Source organism: Pseudomonas sp. LB3P93 (assembly GCF_054898025.1).
Window position 1 is genome coordinate 4,424,517 of the sequence record NZ_CM142713.1, and the last position, 25,982, is coordinate 4,450,498.

Below are 25,982 nucleotides of genomic sequence, written 5' to 3' on the forward strand. Positions count from 1 at the left end.
GCGAAGGCGATTTACCAGACACCATCAATCGCTTAGACGTGGGGGTCGCCCGGTATTTTGCTCGGGGTGGCGTATTGCGGTTTCAGGTGACCGTCCTGATCGAGTAACCAGGCGTCCATGATCTGCCGCACGACCGGGCCGGCAACGCGGCCACCGGCCTCACCGTTTTCGATCATCACCGAGATGACGATCTTCGGATGCTCGGCCGGGGCGAAACCGACAAACAAGGCATTGTCGCGGTTACGCTCCAGGGTTTTCGCCCGGTTATAACGCTCGCCCTGCTTGATCGCGACGACTTGCGCGGTACCACTCTTGCCGGCAATGCGGTACTGGGCGCCCTGCGCGGCCGCTCGGGCAATCCCGCGAGCGTCGTGCATCACCATTTGCATGCCGTGGTTGACCTGCTCCCAGTCACGCGGGTCCTTGAGCAGGATGTTCGGCATCGGGTGCTCGTCCACCGGCGCTACGCCGTCCACGGTCTTGGCCAGGTGCGGTCGGTTCCAAACGCCTTTGTTGGCGATCAGCGCGGTGGCCTGGGCCAGCTGCAGCGGCGTGACCTGCATGTAACCCTGGCCGATGCCGAGGATCACCGTTTCGCCCGGGAACCATGCCTGACGACGAGTAGCACGCTTCCAGGCCTGGGATGGCATCAGCCCGGCAGACTCTTCGAACATGTCCAGCGAGACCTTCTCGCCGAGGCCGAACATCGCCATGTAGTCATGTAGTCGATCGATGCCCAGCTTGTGGGCCAGGTCATAGAAGTAAGTGTCGTTGGAGCGCATGATCGCCGCGTCCATGTCTACCCAACCGTCGCCGCTGTGGTTCCAGTTACGGTATTTGTGATCGAAGTCCGGGAGTTGGTAATAGCCCGGGTCGAAGACGCGAGTCTGAGGGGTGACGACACCGGCATCGAGGCCGGCAATGGCCACCTCCGGCTTGATGGTCGAACCCGGCGCGTAGAGGCCGCGCAGGACACGGTTGAACAGCGGCCGATCGATGGAATCGTGCAGCGCCGCGTATTCCTTGAAGCTGATGCCAGTGACGAACAGGTTCGGGTCGAAGCTGGGCTTGCTGACCATTGCCAGCACTTCGCCAGTCGAGGGGTCTAATGCCACTACTGAACCACGACGATCGCCCAAGGCTTCCTCAGCCGCCTCCTGAAGTTTGACGTCCAGGCTCAGGACTATGTTTTTACCGGGGATCGGATCAGTGTGCTTGAGCACTCGCAGTACGCGGCCCTGGGCATTGGTTTCGACTTCTTCGTAACCCACTTGGCCGTGCAATTCGGACTCGTAGAACTTTTCGATGCCGGTCTTGCCGATGGATTGGGTACCCCGGTACTCCACCGTATCGAGGACTTTGGATTCTTTCTCGTTGATACGACCGACGTAGCCGATCGAGTGTGCGAAGTGTGCGCCCATTGGGTAATGGCGGACGAATTGGGGCTCGACATCGATCCCCGGCAGTCGGAACTCGTTGACCGCGAGTACCGCGATTTGCTGCTCACTGAGTTCATAAAACAACGTGACAGGCACAAACGGGTGGCGCGCCTGCTTCATTGCCTTGTCGAACAGCGTCCGGTCCTCGGCGGGCAAGTGCAGGAGGTTGACCACCTCGTCGAGTTCTTCTTTGACGTCGGAGGCGCGTTCGCGGGTGATGGTCAGGTTGAAGCTGGGCCGGTTGTCTGCGAGGACGACACCGTTGCGGTCGTAGATCAGCCCTCTCGTAGGGGTGATCGGCAAGACATGTACGCGGTTGTTTTCGGAGATGGTCGAGTGATAGTCGAACTCGACCACTTGCAACACATACATACGCACGACGAGTGCGCAGGAAATGGCGGCGACGAACAAGGCGCAGGCGATCAACCGTTTGTTGACCAGGCGCGTCTCTTTTTCGTGGTCCTTGATGGGTATCGGTTCGGGCATTTCTGCAGCAGCTCTTTGACTAAAAAAGGGGGGTGCCGATCCGTAGGCTTGAAATCTGTCCGTGAAAAAACGAGCTGCACCATACCAAAAACCGTAAGGTCACTTTAGTGCGATTTTCTCGAACGGTTGTCCTTGAGGGCCAAAACGATAATCGGTGTTTTCGCTAACTCGTGCGTTTTGCTCAAGATTGATATTCCGACTCATGCATTTTTCTTGCGGATGGGCCTGTAGATACTGGGTGCATGTCATTCCACTTTGTTGTTTGGGAGTCTTTTCATGCATCCACGATTTCACCGATTACTTGGCTCGAATGGGTTTTCCATCGGACTGGAACTGCCGCTGGATAACGATTGGTCCAGTGATGGTCAGCGGCTACGGATTGAGGAGGAGCGGCCTTTCGGTGTCCCTGATTTGAAGCAGCACGCGGCGATGGCTAGATTGGCTGATAACGCCGGTTTTCGAGCATTTTGGGTACGTGATGTGCCGGTTTATGACCCCAACTTTGGCGATGCTGCACAGGTCTTTGAAACCTTTTCCTACCTTGGGTATTTGGCCGGGATCACTGAAAACATCCTGTTGGGTACGGCGGCGGTTGTACTGCCATTGCGTCAGCCTTGGCTTACGCTCAAGGCCGCCAACAGCGTCGATGAATTGAGTGACGGACGTCTGCTCCTTGGGGTCGCGAGTGGCGACCGGCCGATGGAGTATCCGTTGTTTGGCGTGGACTACGATCAGCGCGGGGAGATTTTTCGCGAGACGGTTGAGCTATTGCGCAGCCAAGGTGAAGGCCGTTTGCCCGAAGGTGCTCGTCTGTTGCCGGAGCGAGATCAGCCGGTGCCATTACTGGTTGCGGGTCTTGGTCAACAATCCCCTGCCTGGATTGGCCAACACATGGACGGCTGGCTCGCCTATCCGGGTACTCCGGATGAGCATCGGCGCCGAGTGGGGCTGTGGCGGGAAGTCGGAGGCAATAAACCCTACATCAGCTTCGTTCACCTGGATCTATCCGCCAACCCTCATGCGCCGATGCGACGTGTGCGGTTCGGTGGCAGCTGTGGACGGTTGGCATTGATTGATGAGCTTCAGGCGCTGCGTGACGCGGGGGTTCAGCATGTTGGCTTACATCTGCGCCGTAGCGAGCGACCGGTGGCCGAAGTTATTGAAGAGATCGCTGAATACGTTCTGCCGAAGTTTCACTGACGGTGCTGCTGGAACCTGGGATAGTCGTGGGGCTATCCCTGTTTTTGTCACGCCACTTTCCTGCGGGCAAAACAAAACCCCAACTGCTTGCGCAATTGGGGTTTCGGAATTTAGTCTTGACGATGACCTACTCTCACATGGGGAAACCCCACACTACCATCGGCGATGCATCGTTTCACTGCTGAGTTCGGGATGGGATCAGGTGGTTCCAATGCTCTATGGTCGTCAAGAAATTCGGGTACTGAGTCGTGACCTGTTGGTCTCGCTTCAGCAAATTGGGTATGTGACAGCTTTCGGTGTTTTGCGAGCATCTCGAACTTTCGGTTCGTTTCGTCTTCACACACCGCAATCTGATGCTCTTTCGAGTAGTCAAATTGCTTGGGTGTTATATGGTCAAGCCTCACGGGCAATTAGTATTGGTTAGCTCAACGCCTCACAGCGCTTACACACCCAACCTATCAACGTCGTAGTCTTCGACGGCCCTTCAGGGGACTCAAGGTCCCAGTGAGATCTCATCTTGAGGCTAGTTTCCCGCTTAGATGCTTTCAGCGGTTATCTATTCCGAACATAGCTACCCGGCAATGCCACTGGCGTGACAACCGGAACACCAGAGGTTCGTCCACTCCGGTCCTCTCGTACTAGGAGCAGCCCCTCTCAAATCTCAAACGTCCACGGCAGATAGGGACCGAACTGTCTCACGACGTTCTAAACCCAGCTCGCGTACCACTTTAAATGGCGAACAGCCATACCCTTGGGACCGGCTTCAGCCCCAGGATGTGATGAGCCGACATCGAGGTGCCAAACACCGCCGTCGATATGAACTCTTGGGCGGTATCAGCCTGTTATCCCCGGAGTACCTTTTATCCGTTGAGCGATGGCCCTTCCATACAGAACCACCGGATCACTAAGACCTACTTTCGTACCTGCTCGACGTGTCTGTCTCGCAGTCAAGCGCGCTTTTGCCTTTATACTCTACGACCGATTTCCGACCGGTCTGAGCGCACCTTCGTACTCCTCCGTTACTCTTTAGGAGGAGACCGCCCCAGTCAAACTACCCACCATACACTGTCCTCGATCCGGATAACGGACCTGAGTTAGAACCTCAAAGTTGCCAGGGTGGTATTTCAAGGTTGGCTCCACGCGAACTGGCGTCCACGCTTCAAAGCCTCCCACCTATCCTACACAAGCAAATTCAAAGTCCAGTGCAAAGCTATAGTAAAGGTTCACGGGGTCTTTCCGTCTAGCCGCGGATACACTGCATCTTCACAGCGATTTCAATTTCACTGAGTCTCGGGTGGAGACAGCGCCGCCATCGTTACGCCATTCGTGCAGGTCGGAACTTACCCGACAAGGAATTTCGCTACCTTAGGACCGTTATAGTTACGGCCGCCGTTTACCGGGGCTTCGATCAAGAGCTTCGCGTTAGCTAACCCCATCAATTAACCTTCCGGCACCGGGCAGGCGTCACACCCTATACGTCCACTTTCGTGTTTGCAGAGTGCTGTGTTTTTAATAAACAGTCGCAGCGGCCTGGTATCTTCGACCGGCATGGGCTTACGCAGTAAATGCTTCACCCTCACCGGCGCACCTTCTCCCGAAGTTACGGTGCCATTTTGCCTAGTTCCTTCACCCGAGTTCTCTCAAGCGCCTTGGTATTCTCTACCCAACCACCTGTGTCGGTTTGGGGTACGGTTCCTGGTTACCTGAAGCTTAGAAGCTTTTCTTGGAAGCATGGCATCAACCACTTCGTGTTCTAAAAGAACACTCGTCATCAGCTCTCGGCCTTAGAATCCCGGATTTACCTAAGATTCCAGCCTACCACCTTAAACTTGGACAACCAACGCCAAGCTGGCCTAGCCTTCTCCGTCCCTCCATCGCAATAACCAGAAGTACAGGAATATTAACCTGTTTTCCATCGACTACGCTTTTCAGCCTCGCCTTAGGGACCGACTAACCCTGCGTCGATTAACGTTGCGCAGGAAACCTTGGTCTTTCGGCGTGGGTGTTTTTCACACCCATTGTCGTTACTCATGTCAGCATTCGCACTTCTGATACCTCCAGCAAGCTTCTCAACTCACCTTCACAGGCTTACAGAACGCTCCTCTACCGCATCACCTAAGTGATACCCGTAGCTTCGGTGTATGGTTTGAGCCCCGTTACATCTTCCGCGCAGGCCGACTCGACTAGTGAGCTATTACGCTTTCTTTAAAGGGTGGCTGCTTCTAAGCCAACCTCCTAGCTGTCTAAGCCTTCCCACATCGTTTCCCACTTAACCATAACTTTGGGACCTTAGCTGACGGTCTGGGTTGTTTCCCTTTTCACGACGGACGTTAGCACCCGCCGTGTGTCTCCCATGCTCGGCACTTGTAGGTATTCGGAGTTTGCATCGGTTTGGTAAGTCGGGATGACCCCCTAGCCGAAACAGTGCTCTACCCCCTACAGTGATACATGAGGCGCTACCTAAATAGCTTTCGAGGAGAACCAGCTATCTCCGAGCTTGATTAGCCTTTCACTCCGATCCACAGGTCATCCGCTAACTTTTCAACGGTAGTCGGTTCGGTCCTCCAGTTAGTGTTACCCAACCTTCAACCTGCCCATGGATAGATCGCCCGGTTTCGGGTCTATTCCCAGCGACTAGACGCCCTATTAAGACTCGCTTTCGCTACGCCTCCCCTATTCGGTTAAGCTCGCCACTGAAAATAAGTCGCTGACCCATTATACAAAAGGTACGCAGTCACCCAACAAAGTGGGCTCCCACTGCTTGTACGCATACGGTTTCAGGATCTATTTCACTCCCCTCTCCGGGGTTCTTTTCGCCTTTCCCTCACGGTACTAGTTCACTATCGGTCAGTCAGTAGTATTTAGCCTTGGAGGATGGTCCCCCCATATTCAGACAAAGTTTCTCGTGCTCCGTCCTACTCGATTTCATGACTAAGAGATTTTCGCGTACAGGGCTATCACCCACTATGGCCGCACTTTCCAGAGCGTTCCGCTAATCTCAAAGCCACTTAAGGGCTAGTCCCCGTTCGCTCGCCACTACTAAGGGAATCTCGGTTGATTTCTTTTCCTCAGGGTACTTAGATGTTTCAGTTCCCCTGGTTCGCCTCTTAAGCCTATGTATTCAGCTTAAGATAACCATCTTATGATGGCTGGGTTCCCCCATTCAGACATCTCCGGATCAAAGTCTGTTTGCCGACTCCCCGAAGCTTTTCGCAGGCTACCACGTCTTTCATCGCCTCTGACTGCCAAGGCATCCACCGTATGCGCTTCTTCACTTGACCATATAACCCCAAGCAATCTGGTTATACTGTGAAGACGACATTCGCCGAAAATTCGATAATACTCAATTAAGAGCAACTCACAAATTTTACCTTAGCCTGATCCGTTACCAGTGAAAGTAACGTTCAGTCTATCTTTCTATCACATACCCAAATTTTTAAAGAACGATCTAATCAAAGACTAGAAATCAATATTCACTTCAGAATATTCATTTCTAAACTCTAACAGCAGAAGCAGTTAATGGTGGAGCCAAACGGGATCGAACCGTTGACCTCCTGCGTGCAAGGCAGGCGCTCTCCCAGCTGAGCTATGGCCCCATACAAAATTGGTGGGTCTGGGCAGATTCGAACTGCCGACCTCACCCTTATCAGGGGTGCGCTCTAACCAACTGAGCTACAGACCCAATTTCGAGCGCGTAACTGTTAGCGTTGAGCTATCAGCTTGGAGCTTAAAGCTGCTTCTATCGTCTTCTTCAATGAATCAAGCAATTCGTGTGGGAACTTATGGAGCAGCTGATGTCGTCGATTAAGGAGGTGATCCAGCCGCAGGTTCCCCTACGGCTACCTTGTTACGACTTCACCCCAGTCATGAATCACACCGTGGTAACCGTCCTCCCGAAGGTTAGACTAGCTACTTCTGGTGCAACCCACTCCCATGGTGTGACGGGCGGTGTGTACAAGGCCCGGGAACGTATTCACCGCGACATTCTGATTCGCGATTACTAGCGATTCCGACTTCACGCAGTCGAGTTGCAGACTGCGATCCGGACTACGATCGGTTTTCTGGGATTAGCTCCACCTCGCGGCTTGGCAACCCTCTGTACCGACCATTGTAGCACGTGTGTAGCCCAGGCCGTAAGGGCCATGATGACTTGACGTCATCCCCACCTTCCTCCGGTTTGTCACCGGCAGTCTCCTTAGAGTGCCCACCATGACGTGCTGGTAACTAAGGACAAGGGTTGCGCTCGTTACGGGACTTAACCCAACATCTCACGACACGAGCTGACGACAGCCATGCAGCACCTGTCTCAATGTTCCCGAAGGCACCAATCCATCTCTGGAAAGTTCATTGGATGTCAAGGCCTGGTAAGGTTCTTCGCGTTGCTTCGAATTAAACCACATGCTCCACCGCTTGTGCGGGCCCCCGTCAATTCATTTGAGTTTTAACCTTGCGGCCGTACTCCCCAGGCGGTCAACTTAATGCGTTAGCTGCGCCACTAAGAGCTCAAGGCTCCCAACGGCTAGTTGACATCGTTTACGGCGTGGACTACCAGGGTATCTAATCCTGTTTGCTCCCCACGCTTTCGCACCTCAGTGTCAGTATCAGTCCAGGTGGTCGCCTTCGCCACTGGTGTTCCTTCCTATATCTACGCATTTCACCGCTACACAGGAAATTCCACCACCCTCTACCATACTCTAGCTTGTCAGTTTTGAATGCAGTTCCCAGGTTGAGCCCGGGGATTTCACATCCAACTTAACAAACCACCTACGCGCGCTTTACGCCCAGTAATTCCGATTAACGCTTGCACCCTCTGTATTACCGCGGCTGCTGGCACAGAGTTAGCCGGTGCTTATTCTGTCGGTAACGTCAAAACAGCAAAGTATTAATTTACTGCCCTTCCTCCCAACTTAAAGTGCTTTACAATCCGAAGACCTTCTTCACACACGCGGCATGGCTGGATCAGGCTTTCGCCCATTGTCCAATATTCCCCACTGCTGCCTCCCGTAGGAGTCTGGACCGTGTCTCAGTTCCAGTGTGACTGATCATCCTCTCAGACCAGTTACGGATCGTCGCCTTGGTGAGCCATTACCTCACCAACTAGCTAATCCGACCTAGGCTCATCTGATAGCGCAAGGCCCGAAGGTCCCCTGCTTTCTCCCGTAGGACGTATGCGGTATTAGCGTCCGTTTCCGAGCGTTATCCCCCACTACCAGGCAGATTCCTAGGCATTACTCACCCGTCCGCCGCTCGCCACCAGGTACAAGTACCCGTGCTGCCGCTCGACTTGCATGTGTTAGGCCTGCCGCCAGCGTTCAATCTGAGCCATGATCAAACTCTTCAGTTCAAACATCTTTGGGTTTTTAAGAAACCCTAAACTTGGCTCAGCAATCGTTGGTTACATCTTTGATTTCTCGCGGAGTAACTTGTGATGCTGATAATCTTGTTGACTATCAGTCTGACTCCACAAGCACCCACACGAATTGCTTGATTCAGTTGTTAAAGAGCGGTTGGCTAAGATCTTTCGTCTCAACCGAGGCGCGCATTCTACAGCAGCCTCTGTTGCTGTCAAGCGGTTATTTTCAGAAGTTTTCAAAGTTTCCTTTGCAACTTCAACCACTTGCGCTTCCGATCTCTCGTTAGCGGGAGGCGAATTCTACAGCGTTACTCGCTGCTGTCAACACCTCTTTTTCTCCGCTTTCGACCGAGAAGATCGAACCGTCAATCAAGCCCTACAACCCCGCTTGACCAACTCCTTCTGGGCTTCGATGACCTGAAGCAACTCGCTGCCGAAAACTGCGTAACTCTTTGTTTACCAAGGAGTTTTCCGTTTCGACTGCGCCGGAAGTGGGGCGAATTATAGACTTCCAGAATCTGCCGTCAACCCCTGATTTGGTTTTTCTATCAGGATGTTCAAAATCATTGCTTATATATAGACGCAACCGTCACGAATGCGCAGTATATTGCCCAACACACAGAGCAATACTCTCGCCTCCCACTTCGGACGATGCCACGTAATGAATGACCATCCCCGCAGCCTCGCCTCGACCCTGTTCTCGGTTGGCCTGCTATTAATAGCCATGGCGTCGATCCAGTCCGGAGCTTCATTGGCCAAAAGCATGTTCCCTATCATCGGCGCTCAGGGAACCACCACCCTGCGGCTGATCTTCGCCAGCGTGATCATGCTGCTCCTGTTGCGCCCATGGCGGGCGAAGCTCACTGCAAAGTCCCTGCGTACCGTCATCGTCTACGGGATGGCACTGGGCGGCATGAACTTCCTCTTCTATATGTCTCTGCGCACCGTCCCCCTGGGGATTGCCGTAGCCCTGGAGTTCACCGGACCACTTGCGGTGGCTATCTATGCCTCACGCCGCGCGATCGACTTTTTGTGGATAGCCCTGGCTGCCATCGGCTTGCTGTTATTGATACCGACAGGAGCGACGACTGCTGGGATCGATCTGGTAGGTGCCGGATATGCCTTGGGCGCGGGTGTCTGCTGGGCACTGTACATCCTGTTCGGCCAGAAAGCAGGCGCCGACAATGGCGTGCAGACTGCAGCACTGGGAGTGATGATTGCCGCACTGTTCGTCGCCCCTATCGGCATCGTTCATGCCGGTGCCGCCCTGCTGACCCCGTCATTGATCCCCGTGGCGATCGGTGTCGCCCTTCTGTCCACCGCCCTGCCCTACACGCTGGAGATGGTCGCTCTGACCCGAATGCCGACCCGGACCTTCGGTACATTGATGAGCATTGAACCCGCTTTCGGCGCTCTGTCAGGTTTGCTGTTCCTCCACGAGTACCTCACGCTGTCACAGTGGATGGCGATCATGTGCATCATTCTGGCTTCTGTAGGAGCGACCATGACCATGGGAAGTGCTGCCAAGCCTGCGGTCGCGGCAGATTGACACGGGATTTGACGCAGGTCTGGTATTTGCCGCTCAATTAGGCCATGTTTAGGCACGTAACCCAGTGTCAGACATGGATTTTTCAGGATAGGGATATCAGAACGCTTTAATCGAAAGCGAATGCAGCCAGACCCGGACACGAGATCCGGGAACGCTATAAGGACAGTAATGAAACGAATTTTGCTACTGATCGCCGTACTTGCAGTTGCGGGCTGCGCGGCGACATCGAAAACACAAGTCAAACATGGCAAGAAAGGGCTGCATATCAACTGTTCAGGGCTCTCGTCATCCTGGGACAAGTGCTACACCAGCGCCGCCAACTCGTGCGCGCCCAAGGGTTACAAGGTCATCGCCAAGTCGGGGGATACGGTGGAAGAGCCAGGCGATTATCCATTTGGTCTCAACCCTGCCGGTTATACCAGCCGAAGCATGATTGTTATCTGCAAGTAGATTGATGCCGCCCGGCAATCTGGTGGCCAATCTCATCGTGACTAGACTTAAGCACGGTGCGCTGAATGTCTGGAGTGGCCAACATTCGCGCTACGACCAACGCACCGATGCATTGCGACAGCACCGACCATGCCAGGCTGTCGCTTTCCAGGATCCTCGCCCAACTCTCCTGCAGCTGACAAATCCAGATCTCCGCCTGCTGGCGAATAGCGATATCTGAACGGGCAATTTCGGCTCCCAATACCGGTAACGCACAACCGGACTCCGGGTGCTCGACATGGGCCATGCTCAGGTAATGCTTGAGGCAACGTTCCAGTCTGTCGCGATCCTGATCAGCTCCCAATCGCTCCAGGCTTTGGCACAACTCGCGCTCGACGATCGAAGCGAACAGTTCGTCCTTCGACGAAAAGTGACTATAGAAAGCGCCGCCACTCAAGCCGATCGCCTTCATCAAGCCGTCGACACCCACCGTGGAAAAACCGGATTTCTTGGCTAACACAGCGCTGCTGCTCAACAGCTTCTCTTTGGTTTCCAGCTTGTGATTGGCCGAGTAACGCATCGCCTTGCCCTCTGGATTGATCGTCTTGACGCCTGCCGAATCGTAGCATAACGTTCGTTCAGTTAACGATCGTTTAGCAAAGGGATCTACCCATGAATAACAAGAAGGTCGTACTGGTTGTCGGCGCAGGTGATGCCACCGGCGGCGCCATTGCCAAGCGTTTTGCGCAGGAAGGTTTCATTGCCTGCGTCACTCGTCGCAGCGCGGACAAACTCCAGCCGTTAGTTGATGCAATCAAGGCCAATGGCGGTGACGCCCACGGATTTGCCTGTGATGCACGCAAGGAAGAGGACGTGATTGCGCTGGTCGAGCAGATTGAAACCGAGATCGGCCCCATCGAGGCGTTCGTTTTCAACATCGGCGCCAATGTGCCGTGCAGCATTCTCGAAGAAACCGCCCGCAAGTATTTCAAGATCTGGGAAATGGCCTGTTTCTCGGGTTTTCTCAATGCTCGTGAAGTGGCCAAGCGGATGGTCAAGCGTCAACGCGGTACGATTCTGTTCACCGGCGCCACCGCCGGCCTGCGCGGAGCGTCGGGATTTGCAGCGTTCGCCGGCGCCAAGCACGGGATTCGTGCGCTGGCTCAGAGCATGGCCCGCGAACTGGGGCCGATGAACATTCACGTCGCCCACGTCGTAGTCGACGGCGCCATCGATACTGACTTCATTCGCAACAGCTTTCCGGAGAAGTACGCGACCAAGGACGAGGACGGCATCCTCAATCCCGAGCACATCGCCGAGAACTATTGGTACTTGCATAGCCAGCCGCGGGACGCCTGGACTTTCGAGCTGGATCTGCGCCCCTGGAACGAACGCTGGTAAGCCCCCCCCCTACAACAATAAGCAGAGCGCACCGACCATGAGCAAAACCGTGGAGTTCTTTTTCGATCTTGGCAGCCCCGCCACCTACCTGGCGTACACCCAATTGCCGAAAATCTGCGAGCAGACCGACAGCCAGCTGATCTACATACCGATGCTGCTGGGTGGGGTCTTCAAAGCCACCGGCAACGCATCACCGGCAACCATCCCGGCCAAAGGTCGCTACATGTTTCAGGACCTGGACCGCTACGCCAAACGTTACGGCGTACCACTGAAGTTCAACCCCCACTTTCCCATTAATACCCTGATGCTTATGCGTGCCGTCACGGGCATGCAGCTGCGTCATCCCGAACGCTTCCACGCGTTTATCGATTGCCTGTTCAACGCACTCTGGGTCGAGGGTCGCAGCCTCGATGATCCCGCGACCGTTGCAGCGGTGCTGACGCAAAACGGTTTCGATCCGAACGAGGTATTGGCACTCACCGCTGACGAGGAAGTCAAAACCGCTCTCAAGGACAACACCGAGAAAGCGATCCAACGAGGCGTATTCGGCGCACCGTGCATGTTTGTCGGTGATCAGATGTTCTTCGGTCAGGATCGGCTGGACTTCGTCCTTGAAGCCCTGAGTTAAATCTCGACGACCAAGCGACCTTGAGCCGCTCCAGTAGCGAGCAGCTCATGGGCGGCCCCGGCGGTTTGCAATGTGAACTGCCGCGGGTCGAGCAACGGTTTCAGCTTACCGGCCTCAATCAACTGCGCGGCTTCACGTAGAATCTGCCCGTGATGCTCTCCTCCCTTGCCAGTCAACAAAGGCAACAAAGTGAACACCCCGGAGTAGGTCGCGCCCCGAAACGACAACGGCGCCAAACTGTGTTGCCCCCACCCGAGGCAGCTCACGACATGCCCCTGATACACCCGAGCGGCCTTGAAAGAAGCATCCAGCGTTTCGCCGCCCACCGTGTCGTAGACAATATCGAACCCCTCTCCCACCGTGTGCTCCGCCACATAGTCCTCGACCGAGGACTTGCGGTAATCAATAAATGTCGCACCGAAGCTTTCGATGATCGCCTGTTGCGCCGTCGAGCCAGTGGCGAACACTTCAGCTCCAAAGGCCCGGGCTATTTGTACCGCCACATGCCCGACACCACCCGCACCGCCGTGAATCAACACCTTCTGACCCGCCCGAACCCGAGCCCGGTCAACCAATCCTTCCCATGCCGTAATCAGCACCAACGGCAACCCTGCAGCCTCACGCATGCTCAGATTGCCCGGCTTGTGCGCCAGCAGCCGCGCATCAACCACCGCGAACTCCGCTAGTGAACCTTGCGCACCGCCGATTCCGGTCGCCATCGCGTAGACCTCATCACCCGTCAGCCATCCGCTGACACCCTCTCCCAACGCCTCAACCGTCCCCGCCAGATCCATGCCCAGCACCGCCGGCAACGGCTGACGAGCATGAGCAGCCTGCCCCGAACGAATCTTGGCATCCAACGGGTTCACCCCACTGGCTTTGATCCTGACCAACACCTGACCCGGTCCAGGCACAGGCCGCGGGATGGAAACCAAGCGTAACGGCCCATTGGCCGATTCAACAATCAGAGCGCGCATTTCAAGTGAGTCAGTCATTTCGCAAATTCCCGTCAGAGGTGGCTGTAGGACTGATCTTCCTCTCACTCACTCATGCCGATAAGACGCTATATAGCTATAGTGACCATGCCCATTTGGCATCAATGAGAAACCCCGTGGACAAACTCCATGCAATGGCCATCTTCGTCCGGGTCGTCGAACGCGGCAGCTTTTCTGCCGTGGCCCGGGAGATGCAGACCAGCCAGCCGACCATCAGCAAAGTATTAAGAGCCTTGGAAACTGAACTGGGCGGGAAGCTGATTTCACGCAGCACGCGCCAGCTCTCGCTGACTGACGAAGGTCAGCGGTACTACAGCGAATGCCGACAAATCCTTGCGGCGGTGGACGCGGCTGAACACAGCTTTCAATCAGGACGCGAAACCGTTGCCGGAAACCTGAAGATCGGTTCCTCCGTCAGTTTCGGGCGCTTGCAGATTGCACCGCGACTCCCAGGGTTTCTGAAACTACACCCCCAGGTTCAGATAGACCTGCAACTCAGTGATCAGAATCAGGACCTGGTCAGCGAAGGCCTGGACGTTACGTTCAGAATCGGCGAGTTGACCGACAGCACCCTCATCGCCCGCCATATCGGCACCACCCACCGGGTGACCGTCGTAGCGCAGGGCTATCTCAAGCAACACGGCCAGCCGACAACACCGGACGAACTGCGCGGACACAATTGCCTGCAATTCAACCTGCTGAACAGTCAGAACCTATGGATTTACGAGCGAGGCGCCCAACGTCACGAAGTAAGAATCAAGGGCAATGCGCAAAGCAACAACTCCGAGGCGATCCGCGAGATGGTGTTGGGAGGACTGGGGATTGCGTTGTCGCCGGTGTGGTTGTTCAGTGAGGATCTGAACGCCGGTCGAGTGACCGCGATTTTGCAGGACTACACCGCGCAGTCTTTACCGATTCATGCCATGTCCCCGGCGAATCGTCGCCAATCCGCCAGGGTCAAAGCCTTTGTCGACTACATGAGTCAGGCACTCGAAACAGCGCCTGAACTTCAACCGGTCAAATAGCCGCAGTGCGGGTGTTCAGCCACTCGAGGGCCGCGCCATCCAGCAACGGGGCCAGGCGCTCGCGCACCTCGGCGTGGTAAGCGTTGAACCACTGCTTCTCGTCCAATGTCAGCAGCGACGGTTCCAGGCAGCGGGTGTCGATCGGGCACAGGGTCAGGGTTTCGAATTTCAGGAACTCGCCGAATTCGCTCTTGCCTGCTTCGCGGTTCAGCACCAGGTTCTCGATCCGCACACCCCAACGGCCCGGACGATAAGTACCTGGCTCGATCGATGTGATCATGCCCGGTTGCATCGCAGTTTGCGGGGCAGCGGCGGCCTGATAGGCGATGACTTGCGGACCTTCGTGAACGTTGAGGAAGTAGCCAACGCCATGGCCAGTACCGTGACCATAGTCGACGCTTTCGGCCCAGATCGGCGCGCGGGCAATCGAATCGAGCAACGGCGAGAGAATGCCACGAGGGAATTGCGCACGGGACAACGCAATGACGCCTTTAAGCACCCGCGTACAATCGCGCTTCTGCTCATCCGTCGGCGTACCGACCGGCACCATCCGCGTGATGTCGGTGGTGCCGCCCAGGTATTGACCGCCGGAGTCGATCAGCAACAGACCGTCGCCCTCGATCACCGCGTGTTCTTCTTCGGTGGCGTGGTAGTGCGGCATCGCGCCATTGGCATTGAATGCGGCAATGGTATTGAAACTGAGCGAAACATACCCCGGACGTCGGGTACGCGCGGCCGTCAGGTGTTCGTCGATGGTCAGTTCAGTGATGCGCTCACGACCCAACGCCGTGTCAAGCCAGGTGAAGAATTCGCACAGCGCCGCGCCATCCTGTTCCATGGCCTGACGAATGTGCTCGGCATCGGCCAGGCTCTTCTGTGATTTGGCCAAGGTGGTCGGGTTCAGACCTTCGACCAGTTTCACGCCGCTGTTCAGGTTATCCAGCAAACCGGCCGTCACCCGCGCCGGATCGACTTGCAGGCTCGCGCCACTTGGCACAGCACTCAAGGCGTCTGCCACTTCGCTGTAATCGCGCAGGGTTACGCCGTCCTGTTCGAGGACCGCACGCAGCTCGGCATCGACCTTGCTCAGGGCCACGAACAGAGTGGCCTGCTCCTGGCTGATCAAAGCGAAAGAAACGAATACCGGGTTGAACGACACGTCGCCGCCACGCAGGTTGAACAGCCAGGCGATGTCATCGAGGGTCGCAATGAAGTGCCAGTCAGCATCACGAGCCTTCAAAACCTCACGCAGCTTGGCGAGCTTTTCACCCCGGCTGACGGTTGCCTGAGGCGGCAAGTGTTGATAGATCGGTTCGTTCGGCAGCGTCGGACGGTCACTCCACACTTCGCTCAACAGGTCCATGTCGGTGCGCAGGCGTGCGCCGCGTTCTTCCAGTTTGCCACCCAGCGTACGCGCCGACGCCACGGCCATCACCGCGCCATCCACCGCAACAACGCCGCCTTCAGGGGTTTGCTCGGCCAGCCAGTCCAGCGGACCAGGCTGGCCCGGTTGCAGCTTGACCAGTTCGATGCCGCTGCCGTTGAGTTCCTTGGTCGCTTGCTCCCAATAACGGCTGTCGGCCCAGACACCGGCAAAGTCCGGGGTAACGATCAGTGTGCCGACCGAGCCATGAAAGCCCGACAACCACTGACGCCCTTGCCAATAGCCCGGCAGGTATTCCGACAGGTGCGGGTCGGCCGACGGCACCAGCAGGGCATGAATGCCCTCCCGGCTCATCAGTTCGCGGGTTTGCGCCAGGCGCTCGGGCACCGATCCATTGATCGAAAGCTGCGTACTCATCATGTCTCCTGCTAATCACTTCATCATTATTGTTGAGTGCCGATCAACGCCGGCACTGTCAGGCCTTATTGCCAGAATGCCGGGGCACTGGCGCAGGCTGTTTTAATCAGTTTTACCGCTTGGTCGATGTCCTGCTCGGTGGTGAACCGGCCGAGACTCAAGCGGATGGTGCGACTCGCCGAGCGGGCGTCATGCCCCAGGGCCAGCAGCACATGGGAAGGTGCATTGCTGGCGGAGTTACAGGCCGAGGTCGCGGAAAACGCGATCGAGCTGCTCAACGCCGCGGAATTGAACTCGCCTTCGTTGAAGGTCAGGCTCAAGGTATGGGGAATGCGTTGGGTCGGGCTGCCATTGAGCCGAACGCCGGGGATGCTCAGCAGTTGCTCGAGCAAGCGTTCGCGCAGCCTCACGATCGTGGCCTTTTCTTCCTCGAACGCGGCGGCCGCCAAGGCGAAGGCCACGCCCATGGCGGCGATCTGGTGAGTCGCCAGGGTCCCGGAACGCAAACCGCCCTCGTGACCGCCACCGTGAATCTGCGCCTGCAAACGCTGCTGCGCACGCGGGCCGACGTACAGGGCGCCGATGCCTTTGGGGCCGTAAATCTTGTGCGCCGAAAACGACATTAGGTCCACTGGCAATACAGCAAGATCGATCGCGACTTTGCCCGCGCCCTGGGCCGCGTCGACATGGAACAGTGCATCACGATCACGCACGATCTGGCCGATGGCCGCGATGTCATTGACCGTACCCAGTTCGTTGTTGACCAGCATCAGCGACACCAGAAAGGTGTCCTCGCGCATCGCCTCGCTGACCGCTTGCGCAGTAATCAGGCCCTCGGCGTCAGGCACCAGATAGGTCACGGCAACACCGGCGTCCTGCAATTGCTTCGCCGTGTCGAGGATGGCCTTGTGTTCGATCTGGCTGGTGATGATGTGGCCGCCCACCCCGCGAGCCTGGGCCACGCCCTTGAGGGCAAGGTTGTTCGATTCGGTGGCGCCGGAGGTCCAGACGATCTGTTCCGCCTGGGCGCCGACCAGTTCGGCGACCTGGCGCCGCGCCTGCTCGACCGTTTGCCGGGCCTGTTGGCCGAACGCATGGGAGCTGGACGCCGGGTTACCAAAGTTTCCGTTGAAACCCAGACACTCGACCATGACTTTGATGACCCGCTCATCCACCGGCGTGGTGGCGGCGTAGTCGAAATACAGAGGACGTTTATTCATAGAAAACTCGCAGAGCATGTTCCGGGATCAGGAGGCTCGTCACTGAACCATCAAGGCGCAACCTCGTGAGCTGCGCCGACCGTTCAGAGCGTTAGAAATACCTGATCGGAGGCCGTTAAAGAAGAACAACTTCATTTAAAAGTGCGTAGGAACGCTCCTGAAGTCGAGCTTAACAGGCATCGGCCAACCGGTTGAAGCGATGTGTCAGCTAAAGCTCTCGAGCAACAACGGATACAGCGAAGCCACCAACAGCAAGGCCATGCCCCAGTTGAACAACCGCAGCCAGCGACGATCCTTCAACACATTGCGCAACAACGTGCCGCAACCGGCCCAGACGCCGACGCTCGGCAGGTTGATCACGGCGAAGACCGCGGCAATTACGATCACATTGGTGAAGTAGCCCTGCATCGGCGTGTAAGTGCTGATGGCACCGATGGCCATGATCCACGCCTTGGGATTGACCCACTGAAACGCCGCCGCCCCCAGGTAGCTTATGGGTTTGCTGTCGCCCTTTTCACTCTCGGAGACCGGACCTGAATGGGCGATTTTCCATGCCAGGTACAGCAAGTACGCCGCACCGACGTAACGCAGCACCGTATAGAGCAATGGATAGGTTTGAAACACCGCGCCCAGACCGAAACCGACTGCCACGACGAGCACGAAGAAGCCGCAAGTGATGCCCAGCATGTGCGGGATGGTGCGGTGAAAGCCGAAGTTCACGCCCGATGCCAGCAACATGGTGTTGTTGGGGCCGGGGGTGATCGAGGTGACGAGGGCAAACAGGGCGAAGCCCATCAGCAGATCGAGCGAGAGCGTCATGAGCGGCAGTCCAGTCAGGGTCAGTCAGGTGTTGACCCTATCGCACGCCTCGGGGGAAACCCATGGACAGTTACGTGAAACTTCGAGCGGTACAGTTTTCGATCAGCTAGGACGACCGTGAAGCTGTACAGCACGTTCGGCGTTCATTTCGCCTCGTTTGTCGAAACTGAACGATTTTTGCGGCTGGCCGAGCAATTCGGCTTTTTTCGCATGGTACTCGTCGAAGGACAGACCACGACGATTCAGGTCTTCCAACGCCAGTTCGCGACTTTCTTCAGCGGTGTACGGCCGCAATTCGGGCGAAACATGGCTGGCACATCCGGCGAGAACGGAGACCGCGAGCAGCAAGAAAGTGGCGATTAGAGGTTTCATGTCTGGCGTCCTGGCATCTGGGTTCGGGGCAATGAACACAGGCTACTCGCGCCCTTCGATGGGCAGAAATCAACGCTCTCGATAGTGGCTATCGAATTTGCCTAATGACGTTCAGCGAGCCCCCTATATATCTCTAAACGATCTATAAATATTAATTTAAGGTCTTTTGAGGAATAACAACGAGCCTCTATAACAACTCCATCGCCTCCACGCACTGTTGCTCACGCAACTGTTTGCCAGGCAACAGTCATTCAACAAACAGCCCTCGAAATCGCACAGCGCCCACTGACCGATGCGCTGCAAGCCCCGTAAAACGGGGCCTGTAAGGATTGGTACAGCTCTTGCTCAACTCAGTGACTTATCACTGCTCCCTGAGCAACTGTTTAAAAAGGAACTGATCATGTCGCGTCCATTGAAAGTCGTTGCCCTCTCCGGCGGTACCTGGCGTCCGTCTCGCACCTTGGTGCTGACCCAAGCGTTATTGGCCGAGTTGGCCGAGCAATTGCCGATCGAGAGCAAGCTGATCGAGCTGGGCGACATCGCCCGGCCATTGGGCGCCGCGCTGTCGCGCCAGGAATTGAGCGCCGAGATCGAAGCCGAGCTGCAGGCCATCGAGAACGCCGACCTGCTAATCGTCGCAGCACCGGTTTATCGCGGTTCCTACCCGGGCCTGCTCAAGCACTTATTCGACCTGATCGACCTCAATGCGTTGATCGACACGCCCGTGTTGCTGGCCGCCACCGGTGGCAGCGAACGGCATGCGCTGGTGCTCGATCATCAGTTGCGGCCGCTGTTCAGTTTCTTCCAGGCCCTGACCTTGCCGATTGGCGTCTACGCCACCGAAGCCGATTTTGCCAATTACCAAATAACCAGTGAGCCCTTGAAGGCCCGCATTCGTCTTGCTGCAGAACGCGCCGCGCCGTTGTTCGGCGTACACCCCAAAAATCTGCTGAAAATCGCTTAAGGATTTCTTCATGGATGTTTTCTGGTTCCTGCCGACCCACGGCGACGGCCATTACCTGGGCACCACTCAGGGCGCGCGCCCGGTGACGCTCAACTATTTGAAACAAGTGGCGCAGGCCGCTGACAGCCTTGGCTACCACGGCGTGCTGATTCCTACCGGGCGCTCCTGCGAAGATTCGTGGGTGATCGCCTCGGCGCTGGTGCCGTTGACCGAACGCCTGCGGTATCTGGTGGCGATCCGCCCCGGGATCATCTCGCCGACGGTCTCGGCACGCATGGCCGCAACGCTGGATCGGCTGTCCAATGGCCGTTTGCTGATCAACGTGGTGACCGGTGGTGACCCGGATGAAAACCGCGGTGACGGCATCTTCCTCGATCACAGCGAACGCTACGAAGTCACCGACGAATTCCTGCAGATCTGGCGTCGCGTGCTGCAAGGCGAATCGGTGGATTTCGAAGGCAAACACCTGCAAGTGCAGAACGCCAAGGCGCTGTATCCGCCGGTGCAGAAACCGTATCCGCCGCTGTACTTCGGCGGTTCATCCGAAGCGGCCCATGAACTTGCCGCCGAGCAGGTTGATGTCTACCTGACCTGGGGTGAACCACCGGCCGCCGTTGGGGAAAAACTCGCTGATGTGCGTGAGCGTGCAGCGCGAAACGGTCGCACGGTGAAATTCGGGATTCGCTTGCATGTGATCGTTCGCGAGACGGCCGAGGAGGCCTGGAAAGCGGCGGACAAACTGATCGAACACATCAGCGACGAGACCATCGCCGCGGCGCAGAAGTCGTTCTCGCGTTTCGACTCCGAAGGCCAGCGACGCATGGCCGCGTTGCATGACGGGCGCCGCGACAACCTGGAAATCTCGCCCAACCTGTGGGCCGGTGTCGGTCTGGTACGCGGCGGTGCCGGGACGGCGCTGGTCGGCGACCCGCAGCAAGTGGCGGCGCGGATCAAGGAGTACGCAGACCTGGGCATCGAGAGTTTCATCTTCTCCGGTTACCCGCACCTCGAAGAGGCTTACCGCTTTGCCGAGCTGGTGTTCCCGCTGTTGCCTGAGCCGTACGCGAGCCTGGCGGGGCGCGGTGTTACCAACCTCACCGGGCCGTTTGGCGAAATGATCGCCAATGACGTACTGCCCACCAAAGCCACGGCCTAAAAAGCAAACCCTGGCTTTGATCGTTCCCACGCTCTGCGTGGGAATGCAGCCCGTGACGCTCCGCGTCACTGGACGCGGAGCGTCCCTAGAGGTATTCCCACGCGGAGCGTGGGAACGATCAGAATCTGCGTCCAATTCACTGAGGAACCCCGCGTGACTGCCAAGCCGCAAAGCGCCCTGTTGTCCCCGTTGCAGACCGCCCGCCAATTGGCCGCCGAGTTTGCCTTGACCGCTGTCGAGCGCGACGAGCGTGGCGGTACGCCCAAGGCCGAACGTGACGCGCTGCGTCATAGCGGTCTGCTCGCGTTAAGCATTCCCGTCCAGTACGGCGGCCTCGGCGCCAGCTGGAGTGACACCCTGAACATCGTGCGCGAGTTCGCCAAGGTTGACAGTTCGATCGCGCATGTCTTCGGCTTCCATCACCTGATGCTCGCCACCGTGCGCCTGTTCGCCAAGCCCGAGCAGTGGCAGCCGTGGTTTGAACAGACCGCGCGCAAAAACTGGTTCTGGGGCAATGCCCTCAACCCGCTGGACACCCGTACCGTGGTGAAAAACCTCGGTGGCTGGCGCGAGTTTTCCGGCAAGAAAAGTTTCTGCTCCGGTGCCACTGACTCGGAAATGCTGATCGCCTCGGCCGTTGACGAAAGCGCCGGCGGCAAACTGTTGATAGCTGCGATTCCAAGCGGTCGCAGTGGCATCACCCTGCACAACGACTGGAACAACATGGGCCAGCGCCAGACCGACAGCGGCAGCGCGACGTTCGAACGGGTGCGGGTCGAGGAATCGGAACTGCTGCTCGATCCGGGTCCGCTGAGCACACCGTTCGCCTGCCTGCGACCATTGATTGCCCAACTGACCTTTACCCACATGTTCCTTGGCATTGCCGAAGGGGCTTTCGAAGAAGCGCGGCAATACACGCTCACCGAAACCCGTCCGTGGCACAAATCCAACGCGCAGGACGTGCGTCAGGATCCTTATGTGCTCGGCCATTACGGCGAGTTCTGGGTCGATCTCGAAGGCGTTCGACTGCTGGTGGAACGCGCCGCCGAGTTGCTCGACAAGGCGTGGGCCAAAGGCCCGAATCTCAGCGCCGAAGAACGCGGGCATCTCGCCACGGCCATCGCCACCGCGAAAGTCGCGGCAACGCGTAATGGCCTGGAAATCTGTAGTCGTTTGTTTGAAGTCACTGGTGCGCGCTCGACCCATGCCTCCCTGCGACTGGACCGCCACTGGCGCAACCTGCGCACGCAGACCCTGCACGACCCGGTGGATTACAAACTCCATGAACTGGGTGACTGGGCGTTGAACCGGTCCCTGCCGATCCCGACATTCTATTCATAGCTTTCCATTCATGGAGCCTGCCTGATGCAACTTCTGACCTTACCGCCCTCGCCCGCTCTGGCCACTTCGATCCGCGCGACCGCGCAGGTGTTCGAAGACCCTAAATCCCAGGCCTTGCTCGCGCACATTCAACAAGTCGCACCGAGTGAAGCCAGCGTGCTGATCATCGGCGAAACCGGCACCGGCAAGGAGCTGGTGGCCCGACATATCCATAACCTCAGCGCCCGGCGCAACCGGCCGTTCGTGGCGGTGAACTGCGGCGCGTTCTCTGAATCGCTGGTGGAGGCCGAGTTATTCGGCCATGAAAAAGGGGCATTTACCGGCGCCTTGAGCGCCAAGGCCGGCTGGTTCGAAGAGGCCGATGGCGGCACCTTGTTCCTTGACGAGATCGGCGATCTGCCGATGGCGATCCAGGTCAAGTTGCTGCGCGTGCTGCAAGAGCGAGAAGTGGTGCGCCTCGGTTCGCGCAAGAGCATCCCCATCGACGTGCGAGTGCTGGCAGCCACCAACGTGCAGTTGGAGAAAGCCATCAACGCCGGGCATTTCCGCGAGGATTTGTACTACCGGCTCGACGTGGTCAGCCTGGAACTGAGCCCGTTGCGCGATCGCCCTGGCGACATCCTGCCGCTGACCCGGCACTTCGTCGAAGCCTACAGCCAACGCCTGGGTTACGGCACCATCACCATCAGCAAAGAGGCCGAACTGAAACTGCGCAGCTACAGCTGGCCGGGCAACATCCGCGAACTGGAAAACGTGATTCACCACACCCTGCTGATCTGCCGCAACGGCGTGATCGAACGCGATGACCTGCGCCTGTCGAACATGCGTATCGAGCGTCAGGACGATCACCACAGCAACGTCGACGACTCACCGGAAGCCTTGCTCGACCGGGCCTTTCAAAAGCTCTTCGAGGAACAGGCTGGTGCGCTCCACGAGAAAGTCGAGGACGCGTTGTTGCGAGCGGCTTATCGCTTCAGCCATTACAACCAGGTGCACACCGCCGCCCTGCTCGGCTTGAGCCGCAACGTCACGCGCACACGGCTGATCAAAATCGGCGAACTGGCAGTGAACAAGCGCCGGCCCACGGAAAACGTTCAGGGTGAGCGCTTGATGCAGTTGTCGATTTAACCCACTAGATTGCAGTGCAGCGCGTCGTCGTGGCTACGTTCCAGACTGTGCAACACCTGGAACGAGCCGAACGTCACGGTTTTCGCCTGATGCGCGCGGATCAGCTGCCAGAAATCCTGCTCGCCGCTTTCAAAACTCTGAAATGCGGCCTCCCCCGCCTCGCGAGATTGCCATTGCAGGTAATTGAGCACCCGCCGGCCGTCATCGCTGGCCTGGATGCTGGCACTCAGGAACCCGCTGTAGCCTTGAGCCAGCCGTTCAGTCTGCTTTGATAATGCCGACACCAACGCGGGTTGCTGATGGGGTTCGATCTCGAACTCGATCAACTGGGTGAAGCTGCGATTTTTCTCTGGCGCTTGCATGAAGAGTCCCCACTGACGTGTAAGCCGGACCTTGCGATCCGAAGGCCTGCAGGGTAAAACCTCAAGTTAACTAGAGGTCAAGAGGCATTTTTCAAATGATCACCTCGGAACATCTGCACAAGGAACTCACCGTCGGCCAATTGGCTGCACGTAGCGGCGTGGCGGTCACGGCGCTGCACTTTTATGAATCCAAGGGTTTGATCAAAAGCAATCGCAATCAGGGCAACCAGCGGCGCTATCCACGGGAAGTTTTGCGCCGGGTGGCGTTGATCAAAGTGGCCCAGCGGTTGGGGATTCCGTTGGCGGAGATTGGCGAGGCGCTGAAAACCTTGCCGGATAACCGCGCACCGACGGCGGCGGACTGGAAGGTGTTGTCGGCGCAGTGGAGTCGGGATCTGGATGAGCGGATCAACCAACTTGTGCTGCTGCGCGATCGGCTGAATGGCTGCATCGGGTGTGGGTGTTTGTCGATGGAGGCGTGTCCGTTGCGTAATTTTGGCGATGTGCTTGGGGAACAGGGGCCGGGGGCGCAGCTGCTTGAATCGGGGACTGACCCGAAATAGCGGTGTGCCCATCGCGGGCAAGCCACGCTCCCACAGGTTTTTGTGTTGTTCGCAATTTTTATAAACGACACAAACCTGTGGGAGCGTGGCTTGCCCGCGATGGCGTCCTCATGGTCAACAAAAGCTTAGAACCCTGCGCGGTTGATGGCTGAACAGTGATGCTGCTGCTCGTCGGGCACTCGGTTGCGCAAAAGGCGCTGACCTATAGTTATCCGACCGGAAATCGGCGAAGGAACACCTTCAACTCACAACAACAAGGGAGCACCGTCATGAGCGTCAAACCCATTCCAGAGGGTTATCACAGCATCACGCCTTATCTGGGCATTCAGAAAGCGGCCGAAGCCATCGAGTTCTACAAGAAAGCCTTCGGCGCCACCGAAGTCATGCGCCTGTCCATGCCTGATGGCAGCATTGGCCACGCCGAACTGCGCATCGGCGATTGCCCGATCATGCTCGGTACGCCGTGCGATCAGGGGCCGTTGAGCAATCCCGACACGTCGCCCTCCGTGGGGCTGCACTTGTATGTGAACGATGTGGACAAGTCCTATAAACAGGCGATTGCGGCGGGCGGCACGGTGGTGTCCGAGGTCAAGGATCAGTTTTATGGCGACCGTTCGGGGACGTTGAAAGATCCCTATGGGCATTTGTGGTTCCTGGCCACACGCAAGGAGGATTTGACTCAGGAGCAGATTGAGCAGCGGGCGAAGGAGATGTTTCAGCAGGGTTGAGCCCACTGATCGTTCCCACGCTCTGCGTGGGAACGATCTTGGTTGTACACACTTCATGAACAAGCGCACCACGCTTTGCGCCTTGCCCCCGGCGCGCAACACTTTCAGGATGCAGGCAACTACAACAAGGACTCGCCCCATGTTCGCCGGATTCCTGAAAGACCAGTGCCACGTCAATGGTGTGGACATTGCCTACCGCATCGGCGGCAGCGGGCCGGGCCTGCTGTTGCTGCACGGTCACCCGCAGACCCACGTCATCTGGCACAAGGTCGCCGAACAACTGGCCGAACACTTCACCGTGGTCGCCGCCGACCTGCGCGGTTACGGTGACAGCGGCAAACCGCCGGCCAACGATCACCACACGAACTATTCCAAACGTGAAATGGCCAAGGACAGCGTCGAGTTGATGAAGTCCCTGGGCTTCGAACAGTTCTCGGTGCTCGCCCACGACCGAGGTGCCCGCGTGGCCCATCGTTTGGCGCTGGATCATCCCGATACCGTGCAACGCATGGTGCTGCTGGACATCGCACCGACCCTGTCGATGTACGCACAAACCAACGAAGCCTTCGCCCGCGCCTATTGGCACTGGTTCTTCCTGATCCGCCCGGCACCGCTGCCGGAAACCCTGATCGAAGCCGACCCCGAAGCCTATTTGCGCAGCGTGATGGGCAGCCGCAGCGCCGGGCTCAAACCGTTCACGCCCGAGGCCTTCGGCGAATACCTGCGCTGCCTGAAACTGCCGGGGACCGCGCGCGGCATCTGCGAGGACTACCGCGCCAGCGCCAGCATCGATCTGGAACATGACCGCGTCGATATCAAGGCCGGCCATTATCTGCACCTGCCGTTGCTGGTCCTGTGGGGCGCCGAAGGGACGGTCGGGCGCTGTTTCGCGCCGCTCAAGGAATGGCAACACGTCGCCACCGACGTCCGTGGCAAAGCCCTGCCCGCCGGCCATTACATCGCCGAAGAAGCTCCCGAATTGCTGCTCGGCGAAGTGCTGGGTTTCCTGCGCTGATCACTGCG

At 57.4% G+C, this 25,982-nt stretch carries 21 protein-coding genes, 2 tRNA genes and 3 rRNA genes; 13 read left to right on the plus strand and 13 right to left on the minus strand.

Translation table 11 applies throughout. The features are described 5' to 3' along the window. Nucleotides 1–32: 32 nt before the first annotated feature. On the minus strand, nucleotides 33–1,925 hold the full coding sequence (gene mrdA, locus ACYZT8_RS19915; RefSeq protein ID WP_461975278.1) for a penicillin-binding protein 2: 1,893 nt from the start codon (nucleotides 1,923–1,925) through the stop codon (nucleotides 33–35). Between the two features lie 276 nt (nucleotides 1,926–2,201). Here mrdA and ACYZT8_RS19920 point away from each other — a divergent pair, with 276 nt between their 5' ends. Next, entirely contained in the window at nucleotides 2,202–3,125 is a 924-nt protein-coding gene (locus tag ACYZT8_RS19920; protein ID WP_461975280.1) for a TIGR03571 family LLM class oxidoreductase, read from the plus strand. Nucleotides 3,126–3,239: 114 nt separating this feature from the next. Here the strand turns inward: ACYZT8_RS19920 and rrf are convergent. The 5 genes from rrf to ACYZT8_RS19945 form a co-directional block, all read right to left on the minus strand. Continuing rightward, nucleotides 3,240–3,355 (minus strand): 5S ribosomal RNA (gene rrf / locus ACYZT8_RS19925). Nucleotides 3,356–3,514: 159 nt separating this feature from the next. Then, nucleotides 3,515–6,406, minus strand: a 23S ribosomal RNA gene (locus ACYZT8_RS19930). A gap of 239 nt (nucleotides 6,407–6,645) precedes the next feature. Beyond that, nucleotides 6,646–6,721: transfer RNA gene (locus ACYZT8_RS19935), tRNA-Ala, on the minus strand. A gap of 9 nt (nucleotides 6,722–6,730) precedes the next feature. Next, nucleotides 6,731–6,807: transfer RNA gene (locus ACYZT8_RS19940), tRNA-Ile, on the minus strand. Nucleotides 6,808–6,930: 123 nt separating this feature from the next. Beyond that, nucleotides 6,931–8,469, minus strand: a 16S ribosomal RNA gene (locus ACYZT8_RS19945). The 16S, 23S and 5S rRNA genes sit together here with 2 tRNA genes alongside, the layout of an rRNA operon. 670 nt (nucleotides 8,470–9,139) lie before the next feature. On the opposite strand from ACYZT8_RS19945, the gene rhtA reads away from it, so the two are divergent. Together rhtA and ACYZT8_RS19955 are read left to right on the plus strand one after the other, a co-directional pair. Continuing rightward, nucleotides 9,140–10,027 carry a threonine/homoserine exporter RhtA gene (rhtA, locus tag ACYZT8_RS19950; protein ID WP_461975282.1) on the plus strand — a complete coding sequence of 296 codons (888 nt, stop codon included), beginning with the start codon at nucleotides 9,140–9,142 and terminating at the stop codon, nucleotides 10,025–10,027. A 168-nt stretch (nucleotides 10,028–10,195) separates the two neighbouring features. Beyond that, a complete protein-coding gene (locus ACYZT8_RS19955; RefSeq protein WP_461975284.1) occupies nucleotides 10,196–10,477 on the plus strand; it encodes a hypothetical protein in 282 nt (93 codons plus the stop codon). Here the strand turns inward: ACYZT8_RS19955 and ACYZT8_RS19960 are convergent. After that, on the minus strand, nucleotides 10,464–11,036 hold the full coding sequence (locus tag ACYZT8_RS19960; RefSeq protein ID WP_461975285.1) for a TetR/AcrR family transcriptional regulator: 573 nt from the start codon (nucleotides 11,034–11,036) through the stop codon (nucleotides 10,464–10,466). The two genes, ACYZT8_RS19955 and ACYZT8_RS19960, sit on opposite strands and share 14 nt — an antisense overlap. A 92-nt stretch (nucleotides 11,037–11,128) precedes the next feature. Here ACYZT8_RS19960 and ACYZT8_RS19965 point away from each other — a divergent pair, with 92 nt between their 5' ends. Next, nucleotides 11,129–11,857: an SDR family oxidoreductase gene (locus tag ACYZT8_RS19965; protein WP_461975286.1), complete on the plus strand. Its 729-nt coding sequence runs from the start codon at nucleotides 11,129–11,131 to the stop codon at nucleotides 11,855–11,857. A 37-nt stretch (nucleotides 11,858–11,894) separates the two neighbouring features. After that, the gene (locus ACYZT8_RS19970; RefSeq protein WP_461975287.1) at nucleotides 11,895–12,485 is read left to right on the plus strand and encodes a 2-hydroxychromene-2-carboxylate isomerase; all 591 of its coding nucleotides are present in this window, start codon (nucleotides 11,895–11,897) and stop codon (nucleotides 12,483–12,485) included. On the opposite strand, the gene ACYZT8_RS19975 is transcribed toward ACYZT8_RS19970, so the two are convergent. Beyond that, nucleotides 12,482–13,480 (minus strand): zinc-dependent alcohol dehydrogenase family protein, encoded by a 999-nt coding sequence (locus tag ACYZT8_RS19975; protein ID WP_461975288.1) that lies wholly within the window; start codon nucleotides 13,478–13,480, stop codon nucleotides 12,482–12,484. The two genes, ACYZT8_RS19970 and ACYZT8_RS19975, sit on opposite strands and share 4 nt — an antisense overlap. A gap of 104 nt (nucleotides 13,481–13,584) precedes the next feature. Here ACYZT8_RS19975 and ACYZT8_RS19980 point away from each other — a divergent pair, with 104 nt between their 5' ends. Beyond that, nucleotides 13,585–14,505, plus strand: a complete 921-nt coding sequence (locus tag ACYZT8_RS19980; protein WP_461975290.1) for a LysR family transcriptional regulator — start codon at nucleotides 13,585–13,587, stop codon at nucleotides 14,503–14,505. Here the strand turns inward: ACYZT8_RS19980 and ACYZT8_RS19985 are convergent. The 4 genes from ACYZT8_RS19985 to ACYZT8_RS20000 form a co-directional block, all read right to left on the minus strand. Continuing rightward, nucleotides 14,498–16,306, minus strand: coding sequence for an aminopeptidase P family protein (locus tag ACYZT8_RS19985; protein ID WP_461975292.1), 1,809 nt, complete (start codon nucleotides 16,304–16,306; stop codon nucleotides 14,498–14,500). The two genes, ACYZT8_RS19980 and ACYZT8_RS19985, sit on opposite strands and share 8 nt — an antisense overlap. 65 nt (nucleotides 16,307–16,371) lie before the next feature. Further along, a complete protein-coding gene (locus ACYZT8_RS19990) occupies nucleotides 16,372–17,526 on the minus strand; it encodes an aminotransferase class V-fold PLP-dependent enzyme (RefSeq protein ID WP_461975294.1) in 1,155 nt (384 codons plus the stop codon). A gap of 204 nt (nucleotides 17,527–17,730) precedes the next feature. After that, nucleotides 17,731–18,345: a LysE family translocator gene (locus ACYZT8_RS19995; protein WP_461975296.1), complete on the minus strand. Its 615-nt coding sequence runs from the start codon at nucleotides 18,343–18,345 to the stop codon at nucleotides 17,731–17,733. Between the two features lie 102 nt (nucleotides 18,346–18,447). After that, entirely contained in the window at nucleotides 18,448–18,717 is a 270-nt protein-coding gene (locus ACYZT8_RS20000) for a hypothetical protein (RefSeq protein ID WP_461975298.1), read from the minus strand. Nucleotides 18,718–19,117: 400 nt separating this feature from the next. Between ACYZT8_RS20000 and msuE the strand changes: the two genes are divergently transcribed. From msuE to ACYZT8_RS20020, 4 genes are all read left to right on the plus strand, one after another. Then, nucleotides 19,118–19,681 carry an FMN reductase gene (gene msuE, locus ACYZT8_RS20005; protein ID WP_219095270.1) on the plus strand — a complete coding sequence of 188 codons (564 nt, stop codon included), beginning with the start codon at nucleotides 19,118–19,120 and terminating at the stop codon, nucleotides 19,679–19,681. Nucleotides 19,682–19,691: 10 nt separating this feature from the next. Further along, nucleotides 19,692–20,837: an FMNH2-dependent alkanesulfonate monooxygenase gene (gene ssuD / locus ACYZT8_RS20010; protein WP_461975300.1), complete on the plus strand. Its 1,146-nt coding sequence runs from the start codon at nucleotides 19,692–19,694 to the stop codon at nucleotides 20,835–20,837. Between the two features lie 153 nt (nucleotides 20,838–20,990). Then, nucleotides 20,991–22,178 (plus strand): acyl-CoA dehydrogenase family protein, encoded by a 1,188-nt coding sequence (locus ACYZT8_RS20015; RefSeq protein ID WP_461975302.1) that lies wholly within the window; start codon nucleotides 20,991–20,993, stop codon nucleotides 22,176–22,178. Between the two features lie 24 nt (nucleotides 22,179–22,202). Then, nucleotides 22,203–23,306 (plus strand): sigma-54 interaction domain-containing protein, encoded by a 1,104-nt coding sequence (locus ACYZT8_RS20020; protein ID WP_131060111.1) that lies wholly within the window; start codon nucleotides 22,203–22,205, stop codon nucleotides 23,304–23,306. Here the strand turns inward: ACYZT8_RS20020 and ACYZT8_RS20025 are convergent. Then, nucleotides 23,303–23,668 carry an antibiotic biosynthesis monooxygenase gene (locus tag ACYZT8_RS20025; RefSeq protein WP_017339947.1) on the minus strand — a complete coding sequence of 122 codons (366 nt, stop codon included), beginning with the start codon at nucleotides 23,666–23,668 and terminating at the stop codon, nucleotides 23,303–23,305. The two genes, ACYZT8_RS20020 and ACYZT8_RS20025, sit on opposite strands and share 4 nt — an antisense overlap. Before the next feature lie 95 nt (nucleotides 23,669–23,763). Here ACYZT8_RS20025 and soxR point away from each other — a divergent pair, with 95 nt between their 5' ends. From soxR to ACYZT8_RS20040, 3 genes are all read left to right on the plus strand, one after another. Continuing rightward, complete coding sequence (gene soxR, locus ACYZT8_RS20030; RefSeq protein WP_461975305.1) at nucleotides 23,764–24,231, plus strand: redox-sensitive transcriptional activator SoxR; 468 nt, start codon at nucleotides 23,764–23,766, stop codon at nucleotides 24,229–24,231. Between the two features lie 269 nt (nucleotides 24,232–24,500). Continuing rightward, nucleotides 24,501–24,959, plus strand: coding sequence for a VOC family protein (locus ACYZT8_RS20035; protein ID WP_461953861.1), 459 nt, complete (start codon nucleotides 24,501–24,503; stop codon nucleotides 24,957–24,959). Nucleotides 24,960–25,098: 139 nt separating this feature from the next. Then, nucleotides 25,099–25,974 (plus strand): alpha/beta fold hydrolase, encoded by an 876-nt coding sequence (locus tag ACYZT8_RS20040; protein ID WP_461975307.1) that lies wholly within the window; start codon nucleotides 25,099–25,101, stop codon nucleotides 25,972–25,974. Nucleotides 25,975–25,982 lie beyond the last annotated feature (8 nt).

Excerpts from the sequence above, each read along its gene's own strand:
- ACYZT8_RS20000 (WP_461975298.1), bottom strand. The coding sequence starts at position 18,717 with ATGAAACCTCTAATCGCCACTTTCTTGCTGCTCGCGGTCTCCGTTCTC.
- ACYZT8_RS20025 (WP_017339947.1), bottom strand. The coding sequence starts at position 23,668 with ATGCAAGCGCCAGAGAAAAATCGCAGCTTCACCCAGTTGATCGAGTTC.
- ACYZT8_RS19985 (WP_461975292.1), bottom strand. The coding sequence starts at position 16,306 with ATGAGTACGCAGCTTTCGATCAATGGATCGGTGCCCGAGCGCCTGGCG.
- ACYZT8_RS20040 (WP_461975307.1), top strand. The coding sequence starts at position 25,099 with ATGTTCGCCGGATTCCTGAAAGACCAGTGCCACGTCAATGGTGTGGAC.
- ACYZT8_RS19990 (WP_461975294.1), bottom strand. The coding sequence starts at position 17,526 with ATGAATAAACGTCCTCTGTATTTCGACTACGCCGCCACCACGCCGGTG.
- ACYZT8_RS19970 (WP_461975287.1), top strand. The coding sequence starts at position 11,895 with ATGAGCAAAACCGTGGAGTTCTTTTTCGATCTTGGCAGCCCCGCCACC.
- ACYZT8_RS19960 (WP_461975285.1), bottom strand. The coding sequence starts at position 11,036 with ATGCGTTACTCGGCCAATCACAAGCTGGAAACCAAAGAGAAGCTGTTG.
- ACYZT8_RS19965 (WP_461975286.1), top strand. The coding sequence starts at position 11,129 with ATGAATAACAAGAAGGTCGTACTGGTTGTCGGCGCAGGTGATGCCACC.
- msuE (WP_219095270.1), top strand. The coding sequence starts at position 19,118 with ATGTCGCGTCCATTGAAAGTCGTTGCCCTCTCCGGCGGTACCTGGCGT.
- rhtA (WP_461975282.1), top strand. The coding sequence starts at position 9,140 with ATGAATGACCATCCCCGCAGCCTCGCCTCGACCCTGTTCTCGGTTGGC.
- ACYZT8_RS20035 (WP_461953861.1), top strand. The coding sequence starts at position 24,501 with ATGAGCGTCAAACCCATTCCAGAGGGTTATCACAGCATCACGCCTTAT.
- ACYZT8_RS19975 (WP_461975288.1), bottom strand. The coding sequence starts at position 13,480 with ATGACTGACTCACTTGAAATGCGCGCTCTGATTGTTGAATCGGCCAAT.
- ACYZT8_RS19995 (WP_461975296.1), bottom strand. The coding sequence starts at position 18,345 with ATGACGCTCTCGCTCGATCTGCTGATGGGCTTCGCCCTGTTTGCCCTC.
- ACYZT8_RS19955 (WP_461975284.1), top strand. The coding sequence starts at position 10,196 with ATGAAACGAATTTTGCTACTGATCGCCGTACTTGCAGTTGCGGGCTGC.
- ssuD (WP_461975300.1), top strand. The coding sequence starts at position 19,692 with ATGGATGTTTTCTGGTTCCTGCCGACCCACGGCGACGGCCATTACCTG.
- ACYZT8_RS19980 (WP_461975290.1), top strand. The coding sequence starts at position 13,585 with ATGAGAAACCCCGTGGACAAACTCCATGCAATGGCCATCTTCGTCCGG.
- soxR (WP_461975305.1), top strand. The coding sequence starts at position 23,764 with ATGATCACCTCGGAACATCTGCACAAGGAACTCACCGTCGGCCAATTG.
- ACYZT8_RS20020 (WP_131060111.1), top strand. The coding sequence starts at position 22,203 with ATGCAACTTCTGACCTTACCGCCCTCGCCCGCTCTGGCCACTTCGATC.
- ACYZT8_RS19920 (WP_461975280.1), top strand. The coding sequence starts at position 2,202 with ATGCATCCACGATTTCACCGATTACTTGGCTCGAATGGGTTTTCCATC.
- mrdA (WP_461975278.1), bottom strand. The coding sequence starts at position 1,925 with ATGCCCGAACCGATACCCATCAAGGACCACGAAAAAGAGACGCGCCTG.